Below are 13,052 nucleotides of genomic sequence, written 5' to 3' on the forward strand. Positions count from 1 at the left end.
TTAATGAGGTGAAGAGAAATGGAATTAGCAGAAATAAGAAATGAACTTGAACGGACAGCGCAACGATTAACGGACTTTAGGGGGTCTCTTTGACTTAGATGAAAAAGAGGCACGAATCGCACAGCTAGAAAATGAGATGACACATCCCGATTTTTGGAATGATCAGCAAAAAGCACAAACTGTCATCAATGAAACGAATGCTTTGAAAGAACAAGTCAATCAATTGTCCGACCTGAATGAATCATATGAAAATCTGGATTTGACATATGAATTAGTGAAAGAGGAGAATGATCAAGAACTTTTAGCTGAGCTGGAAGAAGAAATCACGGTTCTTGCACAAAAGATGAATGACTTTGAACTTCAACTTTTATTAAGTGAAGAATATGACTCGAAAAATGCCATTCTTGAACTGCATCCTGGTGCAGGCGGTACCGAGTCCCAGGATTGGGGTTCCATGCTGTTGCGCATGTATACAAGATGGGGTGAAAAAAGAGGCTTTAAAGTGGAAACCCTTGATTACCTTCCAGGTGATGAAGCTGGGATCAAGAGTGTCACTTTAATTTTCAAAGGCCATAACGCCTATGGTTATTTGAAAGCGGAAAAAGGGGTACACCGTCTTGTCCGTATTTCTCCTTTCGATTCCTCAGGACGACGCCACACTTCATTCGTTTCATGTGAAGTCATGCCGGAATTCGATGAGACGATCAATATAGAAGTACGAACGGAAGATTTGAAAATCGATACGTACCGGGCAAGTGGTGCAGGTGGTCAGCATATCAATACAACGGACTCTGCGGTCCGGATCACCCATTTACCTACGAACACCGTGGTGACGTGCCAAAACGAGAGATCCCAAATCAAAAACAAGGCCCAGGCCATGAATATGCTGAAAGCCAAATTGTATCAACGTGAAATTGAACAGCAACAAGCTGAATTGGATGAAATCCGCGGGGAGCAAAAGGAAATTGGCTGGGGAAGCCAAATTCGTTCTTATGTTTTCCATCCGTATTCCATGGTTAAAGATCACCGTACTAGTGCGGAGACCGGAAACTTGGGAGCTGTCATGGATGGGGATATCGATATGTTCATTGATGCGTACTTGCGTTCAAAATTATAAGATCAGCCAGTCGGACCGGTTTCCCCGGTCCGGCCTTTTTTTATGATTTCCCTTTTTAATGAATCTTCTGGCTGACATTTACAGGATTGAAAAGGGATGCTCTACCTCGTTCGGCCAATACTAGATAATAATGATGGTTCGAGGAGACTTATGCAAAATGAAGAGAAGATACAGGGAGCAGAGGCACCCTTTCGTTCAAAAGTTAACGGAGTATGGATTGGTGATTGTCGGTTCGTCCATAATTGCCATTGGTTTTAATGTGTTTTTACTGCCTAACCAGGTCGCATCCGGAGGGGTTAGCGGGATTAGCACGATTCTCGATTCAACTCTCGGTTGGGAGCCGGCTTATGTTCTTTGGGGTTTTAATATCCCTTTGTTCATTGCGGGGCTTATTATCCTCGGAAGGCATTTCGGAGCCAAAAGCCTGATTGGAACCTTGTTTCTGCCTTTAGTGGTATTTCTGACAAATGATTGGGAGGCATGGACGAATGATGCATTGCTTGGTTCGATTTGCGGGGGGATGATGGTCGGGCTTGGGCTGGGGATCGTCTTTCGCGGCAAGGGTTCCACTGGGGGGACCGATTTGGCGGCACAGATTTTCCATAAATATACCCATCTGTCATTGGGGACCTGTGTGGCTGTCATTGATGGAATCATCGTTTTAAGTGCTGCCATCGTTTTTGATATTGAAAAAGGCCTTTATGCATTGATTGGACTATATGTGACAAGCAAGACGATCGACCTTGTCCAGATTGGATTGAACCGTTCGAAGATGTCACTGATCATCACGAATAAAGAAATGGAAGTAAGGGATGCTATCATACATGAGCTGGACCGGGGTGTAACAGGCATATCCGGGTATGGCGGCTATACGGATGATACTCGTCCAATTTTGATGTGTGTAATAGACCAGTCGGAATTCACCAAATTGAAACAATTGGTGAAACTCGTTGACCCTAAAGCGTTTGTAATTGTAATGGACGCATCGGAGGTACTTGGGGAGGGTTTTAAACTGGATTGAAATTGGTATAATGTTCTTGTGCTGGTATAAATCAGAGGGGGTAAGTTCAATGAAAATGAAGTGGTTAGCCTTAATTCTGGGTACTTCTTTGGCCTTGGCTGCATGCGGTGGGAACGATGATGCTGCAGATAAAGAGTCTGTAAGTGAAAATAGCGAAACGTCTACGGCAGGTGCCGGTGATGCCGCAAAAATTTATGAAAACAAATGTTCAAGCTGCCATGCAGTGAATCTTGAAGGCGGCGTGGGACCGAACTTGACGAAGGTAGGTTCCAAGCTATCAAAAGAAGACATTGAAAAAGTCATTGCGAATGGTCAAGGCGGAATGCCAAAAGGTATAATCAAGGGCAAGGAAGCGAGCATGGTCGCTGAATGGCTTGCTGGACATAAATAATGATTAATGAAACGTTCTGCTTAGCGGGACGTTTCATTTAGCCTCCATTAAACCCTCAAAATAACTCGCGAATCAACCACTTATCAAGCAATCAAATCCTGGAATTATTACATAGATGTTGATATATGTCTAACTGAAATGAAACTGTAATATTTTTTATGCTTAATTTGACAAAATATGATGTTATAATGTTTCTGTGCTCAAGTAAGGAAGATTCCTGTCAGATTTCAGTGAAAATTGTCGAAAAGCTGTAGATACATAGTGATAATCCAAGCAAATTAGGTGGTTTTAGAATGATAGAAATGATAGATGTAAAAAAGACATACCCAAATGGCGTAATTGCCATTAATGGAATCAATGTGAAAATAAAGCCAGGCGAATTCGTTTATGTAGTGGGTCCGAGCGGTGCCGGAAAATCGACCTTCATCAAAATGATGTATAGGGAAGAAAAGCCTACAAGCGGTAATATTTTGGTCAATGGCGTAAGCCTGCCAAGTATCCGCAATTCGAAAGTTCCTCTATTCCGCCGTAATATCGGTATGGTATTCCAAGATTTTAAACTCCTTCAAACATTCACTGCATATGAAAATGTTGCTTTTGCCATGGAAGTTATTGAAAAAGAACCAGAAGAAATCAAAAAGAGAGTCATGGAAGTTCTTGATCTGGTTGGCATTAAACATAAAGCGAGAATGCTTCCTTCCGAGTTATCTGGCGGGGAACAGCAAAGGGTTGCGATAGCCCGTTCGATCGTCAATGATCCCAAGGTAGTCATAGCCGACGAGCCTACAGGTAATCTTGATCCCGAAACATCATGGGAAATCATGAACATATTCGAAGAAATTAATAAACGCGGAACTACACTGGTCATGGCTACACATAATAGGGACATCGTCAACAATATTAAACGACGTGTCATTGCCATTGAAAGTGGAAAAATAGTTCGCGATGAACATCGAGGTGATTACGGATATGAAATTTAGAACATTGCTCCGTCACTTCCGTGAAAGTTTTAAAAATATTGGCCGTAATGGATGGATGACGTTTGCTTCAGTCAGTGCAGTAACGGTCACTCTAACTTTGGTTGGCGTCTTTTTAGTGCTCATGATGAATTTAAATCATATCGCGGGAAATGTGGAGAAAGATGTCGAAGTTCGTGCACATATTGATAATGCGGCGAATGATGACGATATAAAAGCTATCGGTAAGCAAATTACGGAGATAAACGGTATCGAATCAGTGATTTTCTCTCCAAAAGATGAAGAGCTTACTAATTTAATAGATGATTTAGGAGATAATGGTGAGGCTTTTAAACCATTTGAACAGGATAACCCATTAAGGGATGTTTATGTTATCAAAACGAAATCTCCGCAAGATGTCATCAAGGTGGCAAAAAAAATCGAAGGTATGGAATATATCCAAAGTGTTAAATATGGACAAGGCTACGTCGAGAAACTATTCAGCTTTGTTAATATTGCTAGAAACATAGGGATCGTTCTTATTGTAGGCTTACTATTTACTGCAATGTTCCTGATTTCGAATACGATTAAAATTACCATTGTAGCCAGAAGAAAAGAAATTGAGATCATGAGATTGGTAGGAGCGACGAATACATTCATCCGTTGGCCATTCTTCTTGGAAGGACTTTGGTTGGGAGTCCTCGGTTCCATCATTCCGATAGGACTGATTGCAGTACTCTACTATAATCTTTATAAATATGCAGCACCGCAGATTACGTTCAAATTCATAGATTTCCTGCCTGCAAATCCGTTTATTTATCAAGTATCGGCCATCCTCATCGTAATTGGTGCGGTTATCGGAATATGGGGCAGCTTGATGTCCGTCAGGAAGTTCTTGAAAGTTTAAATTGTATCTTTACTCGAAAGCCAAAAGTAGCCAGACATAAATAGAGAGACGTTACAAGGCAAGGATGTAACGGGTTGAAAGGGGAAATGAAACGTGAAAAAAAATATCATTGCCATGAATGCCTCCATCATGATCGGGTTGGGAAGCATTCTAGCGGCACCTTCGGTTTATGCTGAGTCTATATCGGATTTAGAGAAACAGAAAGAATCCATCCAGGAAAAACGTTCAGGTGTTGAATCGAATATTTCCGAGACGGAAAAGAAAATCGATAGCCTGCAGGATAAGCAAATGACAGCAGAAGACCAAATCGCTGCCATTGAAGCGAAAATCGAAGAGTCCGCAAAAAAAATCGATGCTAAAAATGCTGAAATTACACAAACGAAAAAAGAAATCGAGGCATTGAAAGAAGAGATTAAAGTATTAAAAGAGCGGATCGCGAAACGTAATGAAGTATTGAAGGAAAGGGCACTTTCTTTCCAGGAGACTGGCGGGGACGTGAACTACCTTGAAGTATTATTCGGATCATCCAGTTTTGGGGATTTAGTTGACCGTGTCGGAGCTGTAGCGACAATCGCTGAAGCCGACCGCGATATTTTAAAGCAGCATGAGCTGGATAAAAAAGATCTCGAAGAAAAGCAAAAAGCCGTTGAAACGAAGCTTGCCAGTTTAGAAGTGGCAAAAGCTGAACTATTGGAAATTCAAAAGCAACAAAAACAGCAGAAGCAAGAAAAGGATGCATTGGTTAAAAAATTAAAGCAACAAACTGAAAAGCATGAACATGAGAAGATGGGTCTAGAGGAAGAAAAAGCGAATCTCGCTGCTCAAGAAAGAGCCATCAAATCAGCCATCAGCTTGGAACATCAACGTCTTGCCGAATTGGAAGCAGCTCGTAAAAAAGCGGCAGCCGAAGCGAAAAAACGTGCAGAGCAAGAAGCTGCACAAGCGGCTGCACAAGCAGCATCACAAGCATCACAGGCAACCGAAACAAAAAAACAATCCACTTCTTCAGGATATAGTGCAAAAAGCAACAGTTCATCATCATCTTCACCCGCTTCGTCTAATGTAAGTCAAGCGCCAGCCGTATCATCGGGTACTTTCACTAGACCTAGTGCAGGATATGTATCTTCAACAATGGGTGAACGCTGGAATAAACAGCATGCCGGCATCGATATAGCTGCTAGTGGAACGGTTCCGGTTGTAGCGGCAGCCGACGGGGTCGTAAGCCGTTCTTACTTCTCAAGTACATACGGTAACGTCGTCTTCGTTACCCACTCGATCAGCGGTCAGCAATGGACTACTGTGTATGCACACTTAAGTTCTAGACAAGTAGGCGAAGGTGCTGTAGTTGCCAAAGGTCAACAAGTGGGCATCATGGGTAATACAGGACATTCATATGGTCAGCATTTACACTTTGAGCTACATAAAGGCTCATGGAATTATAGCAAGTCAAATGCTGTTAATCCATTAAACTATATACCTAATTAATACCCAATATATCAAATGAAAAACAGACCAGGATAAATTCCTTGTCTGTTTTTTTATGTGGTGTCATCATTTTCTATAAGCATATTCTTTTCATTCCCCTCATATAGTGAAATACATATCAGGTCAGAAATGGGGATAAATATGGTCAAAAAATGGGTACTTCCTCTAGCAATCATCATGTCACTAGCCATTGGAGCAGTGGGGGGCATATATTGGACAAGCCTTCCGGCCAAGAATGAAGCAAAGGATGAAAGCCAAGAAATATCAAAGGATAAGGAATGGGCAAAAGTGGAACAAGCTTACGGCTTAATCGTAAGTCAGTATGTAGAGCAGGTGGACGGCTCCAACCTGGTGGAGGGTGCCATCCAAGGCATGCTGTCAGCACTGAAAGATCCTTATTCCGTATATATGGACAAGGAGACCGCTAAGCAATTCAATGAAACCCTGGACTCCTCTTTTGAAGGGATCGGGACTGAAATCGGAATGGAAGATGGTAAGGTCATAATTGTTTCTCCTTACAAAGACTCACCTGCAGAAAAAGCTGGATTAAAGCCGAAAGATCAAATCCTCAAGGTGAATGGTGAAAGTGTAGAAGGGCTGGATCTGTATGAAACACGCCTGAAAATCCGCGGCGAAAAAGGGTCACCCGTCAAAATGGAAATAAAGCGGGCAGGGATTGATAATCCACTTGAATTCAATATGGTGCGCGCCGAAATTCCATTGGATACCGTATTTTCATCAATTAAGGAAGTCGGCGGAGAACAAATCGGTTATATCGAGTTGACCACATTCTCGGAAAATACTGCAAGTGATTTCAAAAAGCAGATTAAGAAGCTGGAAAAGACGGGAATCAAGGGCTTGGTCATAGATGTACGCGGCAATCCAGGCGGCCTTCTTTCCAGTGTGGAAACGATTCTTGGCGAGTTCATCACAAAAGACAAGCCCTATTTGCAAATTGCAGAAAGAACGGGGGAAACACAATCGTTTTTCACAAGCCTTAAGAAAGCGAAAAGTTATCCCATTGCCGTCTTGACGGATAAAGGGAGCGCATCTGCCTCGGAAATCCTGGCTGGCGCCATGCAAGAGGCGGGAGGCTATCCATTGGTTGGCGAGAAGACTTTCGGTAAAGGCACAGTACAGCAAGCTGTACCAATGGGTGATGGCAGTAAGATTAAACTTACGTTATATAAGTGGCTGACTCCTTCAGGGAACTGGATCCATAAAAAAGGGATCGAACCGACGATCAAAGTCAAGCAACCGGAGTATTTTGATGCCCATCAGCTGGCGATTGAGAAGGTGTTGGAGCGGGATATGAATGATGAACAAATCCAGTATGCCCAAAGCATTCTGAAAGGACTCGGATTTGAACCGGGGCGTGAGGATGGATATTATGATTGGAGTACCGAAATCGCAGTAAAGGCATTCCAAAAACAATTCGGCCTGGAAGTGACCGGTAAGCTGGATGCTAAAACCGCAGCGCATCTGGAATCCGCCATTCTGGAAAAGATCCAGGATGAAGATAATGATATCCAGTTACGCACAGCTTTGAATTATTTAGTGAAGTAACTTGATGGCATCGTTCCCCTTGGAGCGGTGCCTCTTTTGCATTTAATCATTCCTTGCCTGCTAACTTGAGATAAACCTAATTTTTCTGCATCTTAATAGGCATGGAGGCTACATTTTTGATAGAATAGGAGGTAACTGACCAGAACGAAGTTTGACAAAATTTTGATTACTTTTGAGGATGGTGGAAAGAAATTGACAACGGATTGGCTGATTGCATGCTTAATGGGATTAGGAAAACTTTTCCTTCACCCTTTGCTTTATGTTTCGATTGCCTATTGCTTATTCATCGGCTATCTTCGCGTTAAACGGGAACGCCATGATTTTAATACGAAGATCTACAGTTTTTCCATGGAGCTGCGTTCCATGCTGCCTCAAGGATTGATAGGGGGATTGATCCTTTCCTTCCTCACGCTGGCCACCGGACTCGCCATTCCTTTGGCGGCAATGTCCATCATGGCAGTGGTTACGGTTTTGGCGATGCTATCCATGAAAAAGAGGTTTGTTTCCCCCGTTTATACAATGGGGCTCACTTTCTTTATCCTGTTCTTTCTTTATGATAGAGATATCGAGCTGACGTTATTTCAGGATGCCCTTAATCAGCTAGATCGGTCCGTATATCCGACACTTGTTATTTTAATGGGGTTATTACTGATTGCTGAAGGGTTTTTGATCGTTGCTAATGGAAGTAAAAAGGTCTCTCCTCACTTGGAGGTATCCAAAAGGGGGCAGCCGATAGGTGTGTATGTTTCACAGCGGGTATGGCTAATTCCCATGTTCGTTATGATTCCTGGAGGAGAACTTCCAGCTCCTTTCGAATGGTATCCGGTTTTTACAATCGGGGACATGTCCCTGTCGCCGATCGTACTGCCCATTTTAATCGGCTTTAAGCAACAAGTTCATGGGACGCTCCCGGAACTGGCAATTAAGGCGCAAGGCAAAAAGGTAGGGGCATTGGGAATTGTGATTACGGTATTGGCTGCAGTTGGTTACTGGTACCCTCCATTGGCAATCATAACGGTTGTTTTGGCAATCCTTTGCCGTGAATTCCTGCATCATTCCCAAAAGGCAATGGATCAAAAGCTTCCTTTTTATTTTTCGAAAAGTAAGCTGGGTGTCCAGATCTTAGGCGTTATCCCTCAATCTCCGGCAGATAAAATGGGGTTGCAAAAAGGCGAGGTCATTTCGAAAATAAATGGGGTCGTCGTCAGGGAAGAAGAAGAGCTATACAGGGCGCTACAAATAAACCGGGCACATTGCAAGCTCGAGGTCATCGATAATAATGAACAGATTCGTTTTGTGCAAAGAGCTCTATTTGACGGGGAGCATTACGAACTGGGCCTCTTGTTCGTTGACGATCAATTGAAGGAAAGCGGACAAGTGGGTTAATGATATAAAATAAAAGGCCTTTCTCGAATTATATCGAGAAAGGCCTTTTTCAATGGAAACGTGTTATTACTTTTCAAGCATGATTTTTTCTATATCTTCCAGCATTTTATTAGCTGCAATTACTCCGCCAGCTGTATTCCATGTTGCGTCGCTGACCTCATGGGCATTTCCGTTTTTGACTGCATCAAGGTTTTTCCAAAGTGGATCATTCGTCCACTCTTTTGCTGTGCTTAGGGCTTGTTTGTCGCCTTCAGGAGCGTAGGTGAAGTAGAAGAGAATATCTCCATCCATTTTAGGGATGACTTCTTTTCCAACCTCAATGGCAAGGTTGCCTAATTTATTATCTGCAGTGAAAAGTTCCTTCTGTTGTTCTGCACGTTTAAATCCTAATTGATCGAAAATCACTCCAGAGAATGAATCTGTGTAATAAATACGAGTAGTTCCAGCCATGAAACGAACAATGGAAACTTCTTGATTTACTTTATCACCCAATTTAGCTTTAAGATCTTCAGTATTTTTATCGAATTCCGCAATTACATCGTTACCTTTTTCTTCAAGGTTCAAGGCTTTTGCATAAAGTTTGAAGTTCTCTTTCCAATCTCCTCTTAGCGTTTCCGAGAAAACGGTAGGGGCGATTGCATTTAATTTATCATAAACAGCTTCTTGGCGTATCTTGCTTCCGATAATCAAGTCAGGCTTCAGTGATGCGATTTTCTCTAAGTTAACTTCATGTTCAACACCAACAACTTCGACCCCATCCATATCATCTTTAATATGGTCATACCAAGGGTCACCAAGCCATGATTGAACGGCACCAACAGGTTTAATTCCTAAAGCGATCAATGCTTCAGTACCTTCATTTGTTAAAACGACGACTCTTTTAGGCGTTTCTTTCAACTCGGCAGTGCCCATGGCATGCTCAATTGTGTAGCTTTTCTCCTCTTTCTTGTCTTCAGCTTTATTTCCATCGGCCTTTTCATCCGAGTTCCCGCAAGCTGCTAGAAGGAAGACTGCAAATATTGTAAAAAGCGTTAATAAAGACTTAAATCTAAACATCTATGTATCCCTCCCAATTTGTCAGCAAATGATAATCATTCGCACTTAACAGCATCATCATAAAATGAATATACTTTTCTGTCAATATATAATTGAAAATGATTCTCAAATTCGTTGACATAATCCTGTTAACCCCAGTACAATTGAATTAAATACGGATATACAAACGTGATTGGAAAGGTAACTGGATATGTTATTAAAAAATTCATGGCAGAAATGGATGGGGCTGTTCATTACCATTCTTTTGCTGCTGTTTTTACTGTGCTCAAGCATTGTATACGGTTATACGGATACAACATGGAAAATGGCCATCGATGCTTTTACCGATTTCAATGGGACGAACGAACACATTGTCATTCAATCAGTCAGACTTCCGCGTGCCCTGATCGCTTCGGCCATCGGTGCAAGTTTAGCCATCTCCGGGGTTTTGATGCAAACGCTAACTAAAAACCCCCTCGCCTCCCCGGATATATTCGGGGTCAACGCCGGGGCGGGATTGGCGGTGGTCACCGGTGTCACCGTTTTTGGGATAAGCAATCTTCAAGTATTCACATGGCTTTCATTCCTAGGGGCCGCCATAGCCGCGATAAGCATATTTATGATAGGAAGCATGGGACGCGGCGGCTTGACACCGATGAAGCTGACATTGGCAGGTGCAGCCATGACGGCAATGGTAGCCTCACTTACACAAGGTCTTCTTGTTTCTAATGAGGCTCTTTTAGAGCAAGTCCTATTCTGGCTTGCCGGATCCGTTTCCGGTAGAAGCCTGGACAATTTAGTTGCCGTCCTGCCTTATCTTGCCGCAGGCTGGGCCCTTGCCTTGATCATGTCCGGTAAAATGAATGTGTTATCCATGGGTGAAGATGTTGCAAAGGGTCTTGGACTGAATATAGCATTCCTTAAACTGGTCCTGGGGCTGGCAATCATCCTGCTCTCTGGCGGATCAGTAGCGGTTGCGGGTCCGATTGGCTTTATAGGAATCGTCGTTCCGCATCTTACCCGTTCTATAGTTGGCATCGATCATCGCTGGTTGATTCCCTTCTCTGGACTTTTCGGGGCGGTGCTTTTGATTGCAGCCGATGTCATATCCAGGTATATCCTGATGCCTCGAGAAGTTCCGGTTGGAGTCATGACAGCCATAATCGGGACCCCATTCTTTATTTATATAGCTAGAAAGGGGTTCAGCGGTCGATGAAGTCATATAAGAGCTTTCGTTTGTTTAATGAAAAAATATCATTCTTGATGGATAAAAAAGCCATGATCGTGATTTTCATATTATTTTTAGTCACTTCACTAGTATTTGTGATCAGTACTGGAGTGGGTGAAATGAATATAAATCCGCTAAGCGTTCTCCAGGTCTTTATCGGAGGAGGGACGGAGAGCGACCGGCTTATTATCCACTCTTTCCGCCTGCCTAGAATAATTGTTGCCCTGTTGGTAGGGATGGGCCTTGCTGTAGCTGGGGGTATCCTTCAAGGGATGATTAGAAACCCACTTGCTTCGCCTGATATCTTGGGAATTACGGGAGGAGCGACTGTGGCGGTCGTTGGATTCTTGGCCATTTTTAGCGATAAGAACCATTCATTAACGGTGAGCATCAATTGGCTGCCGGTCGCTGCATTCATTGGGGCGACAGTCGTGGCCTTACTCGTTTATTCATTAGCCTGGAAAAATGGGGTTCCCCCGATCAGGCTTGTGTTGATCGGGATTGGGGTGATGGCTTTAATGAAGGCGCTCACTACGATGATGATGATTCTTGGCCCAGTCTTTCAAGCGAGCCAGGCAAACCTTTGGATCACCGGGTCAGTGTCCACCTCCACTTGGAATAATATCGCTGTACTGGCACCATGGACGATTCTATTCCTGTTAATTGCCTTCCTGTATGCCAGGAATATTAATTTACAGGAGCTAGGCGATGACCTGGCAACGGGGCTTGGGGGGCATGTCCAAAAACAGCGGTTTACATTATTGATGATCAGTACGGCCTTGATTGGCGGTTCCACAGCTTTTGCTGGGGGAATAGGGTTTGTGGGATTAATGGCACCGCACATGGCCAGAAGGCTGGTTGGTTCTAGTTTTGGAGTGTTACTGCCGACTTCGGCTTTGCTTGGCGGCATCCTGGTTATGGTGGCGGATTTGATTGGACGGACTTTATTCTCACCTTTGGAAATACCGGCTGGTGTCTTCACAGCGAGCATCGGGGCACCATACTTCATTTATTTACTATATAAAACGAGAAATTCGTAATTCCGGTAAATGCAAAAAGAAGCAGTCATCCTAGGGATGGCTGCTTCTTTATTTCTTTAAGCTTCTTTAGCTGCTTCGATTTCGATGGTAAGCGTGATTTGATCGCCGATCAGTACGCCGCCTGTTTCTAATGCCGCGTTATAGGTTAGACCATAATCACTGCGTTTGACTTTCCCTTTTCCGCTGAAGCCTGCTTTTTCATTTCCCCATGGATCTTTCCCTTGGCCTTCGAAGGTGATGCTGAAAGTTTCTTCTTGTGTAACTCCATTAAGAGTCACATTTCCAGTTACATCGTATTCATCTTCATCCGTTTTCACGATTTTCGTTGATTTGAATGTTAATGTAGGGTTTTTTTCTACATCAAAGAAGTCAGCGGAACGTAAGTGATTGTCCCTGTCTGCATTGCGTGTGTCGATACTGGCCACATCAACGGTAAAATCAATCTCTGCAGTCGTTAGATCCGATGGGTTTGCTAGAATGCTTGCCTCGAACTTATTAAAACTTCCTTTTACTTTGGCGATCATCATATGTTTTACGGAAAATTCAATAGTGCTGTGAGTCGGGTCGACTATCCATTTTGTATTTGTCATATTTATTCCTCCTGATTATTAATCTTGAATTTATATATCTTTAATTTGAGATATCTTAACTTAATGTAATTATAAGAGCTGAAAGCAATGGTGTCAACTGAAAGTTTTCCTTAATTTTGAAAACATGAAAAACCCTGTGCATTTATGGGGCACAGGTTTTTCAGACTGTAGACAAACTCGAATGATGATTTCAACTCCAGGCACTCGCTTTCCGCGGGCGGTCCGGAGGCCTCCTCGGCGCCTTGCGCCTGCGGGGTCTCCCCTCGACGCGCTTTTCCCGCAGGAGTCTCGCACCCTCCGTTACAATCGACTTTGTTTTGAAATTTCAGG

General features: G+C 43.1%; 12 protein-coding genes. 10 read left to right on the forward strand and 2 right to left on the reverse strand.

Annotation, left to right across the window (positions count from 1 at the left end):
- Positions 1-18 precede the first annotated feature (18 nt).
- The 8 genes from prfB to A6755_RS02610 all read left to right on the forward strand — a co-directional run bounded on the left by prfB (position 19) and on the right by A6755_RS02610 (position 8,829).
- Positions 19-1,117, forward strand: a protein-coding gene (prfB, locus tag A6755_RS02575) for a peptide chain release factor 2 (protein ID WP_223255851.1) whose coding sequence is annotated in 2 segments (ribosomal slippage) — positions 19-81 and positions 83-1,117 — 1,098 coding nt in all. Because the reading frame shifts where the segments join, the coding sequence is not laid out codon by codon here.
- A 157-nt stretch (positions 1,118-1,274) separates the two neighbouring features.
- Positions 1,275-2,138 (forward strand): YitT family protein, encoded by an 864-nt coding sequence (locus A6755_RS02580; RefSeq protein WP_034309892.1) that lies wholly within the window; start codon positions 1,275-1,277, stop codon positions 2,136-2,138.
- A gap of 49 nt (positions 2,139-2,187) precedes the next feature.
- Positions 2,188-2,529 (forward strand): cytochrome c551, encoded by a 342-nt coding sequence (gene cccB, locus A6755_RS02585; RefSeq protein ID WP_063589704.1) that lies wholly within the window; start codon positions 2,188-2,190, stop codon positions 2,527-2,529.
- A gap of 293 nt (positions 2,530-2,822) precedes the next feature.
- Entirely contained in the window at positions 2,823-3,509 is a 687-nt protein-coding gene (ftsE, locus tag A6755_RS02590; protein WP_034309898.1) for a cell division ATP-binding protein FtsE, read from the forward strand.
- Positions 3,499-4,392, forward strand: a complete 894-nt coding sequence (gene ftsX / locus A6755_RS02595) for a permease-like cell division protein FtsX (RefSeq protein ID WP_034309901.1) — start codon at positions 3,499-3,501, stop codon at positions 4,390-4,392. The genes ftsE and ftsX overlap by 11 nt, the downstream gene beginning before the upstream one ends.
- Positions 4,393-4,485: 93 nt before the next feature.
- Positions 4,486-5,877: a murein hydrolase activator EnvC family protein gene (locus A6755_RS02600; protein ID WP_063589705.1), complete on the forward strand. Its 1,392-nt coding sequence runs from the start codon at positions 4,486-4,488 to the stop codon at positions 5,875-5,877.
- Positions 5,878-6,018: 141 nt separating this feature from the next.
- Positions 6,019-7,443 carry a S41 family peptidase gene (locus A6755_RS02605; RefSeq protein ID WP_063589706.1) on the forward strand — a complete coding sequence of 475 codons (1,425 nt, stop codon included), beginning with the start codon at positions 6,019-6,021 and terminating at the stop codon, positions 7,441-7,443.
- A gap of 192 nt (positions 7,444-7,635) precedes the next feature.
- Positions 7,636-8,829: a PDZ domain-containing protein gene (locus tag A6755_RS02610; protein WP_084738155.1), complete on the forward strand. Its 1,194-nt coding sequence runs from the start codon at positions 7,636-7,638 to the stop codon at positions 8,827-8,829.
- Positions 8,830-8,895: 66 nt separating this feature from the next.
- Here the strand turns inward: A6755_RS02610 and A6755_RS02615 are convergent, their stop codons facing one another.
- Positions 8,896-9,885 carry an ABC transporter substrate-binding protein gene (locus A6755_RS02615; protein WP_034309908.1) on the reverse strand — a complete coding sequence of 330 codons (990 nt, stop codon included), beginning with the start codon at positions 9,883-9,885 and terminating at the stop codon, positions 8,896-8,898.
- A gap of 190 nt (positions 9,886-10,075) precedes the next feature.
- On the opposite strand from A6755_RS02615, the gene A6755_RS02620 reads away from it, so the two are divergent.
- Both A6755_RS02620 and A6755_RS02625 read left to right on the forward strand, forming a co-directional pair.
- Positions 10,076-11,080: a FecCD family ABC transporter permease gene (locus tag A6755_RS02620; RefSeq protein WP_063589707.1), complete on the forward strand. Its 1,005-nt coding sequence runs from the start codon at positions 10,076-10,078 to the stop codon at positions 11,078-11,080.
- Complete coding sequence (locus A6755_RS02625) at positions 11,077-12,132, forward strand: FecCD family ABC transporter permease (protein WP_063589708.1); 1,056 nt, start codon at positions 11,077-11,079, stop codon at positions 12,130-12,132. The genes A6755_RS02620 and A6755_RS02625 overlap by 4 nt, the downstream gene beginning before the upstream one ends.
- 56 nt (positions 12,133-12,188) lie before the next feature.
- Here the strand turns inward: A6755_RS02625 and A6755_RS02630 are convergent, their stop codons facing one another.
- Positions 12,189-12,722 carry a YceI family protein gene (locus A6755_RS02630; protein ID WP_034309918.1) on the reverse strand — a complete coding sequence of 178 codons (534 nt, stop codon included), beginning with the start codon at positions 12,720-12,722 and terminating at the stop codon, positions 12,189-12,191.
- Positions 12,723-13,052: the final 330 nt, after the last annotated feature.

Source organism: Peribacillus frigoritolerans (assembly GCF_001636405.1).
GTDB classification, from domain to species: Bacteria; Bacillota; Bacilli; order Bacillales; family DSM-1321; genus Peribacillus; species Peribacillus frigoritolerans.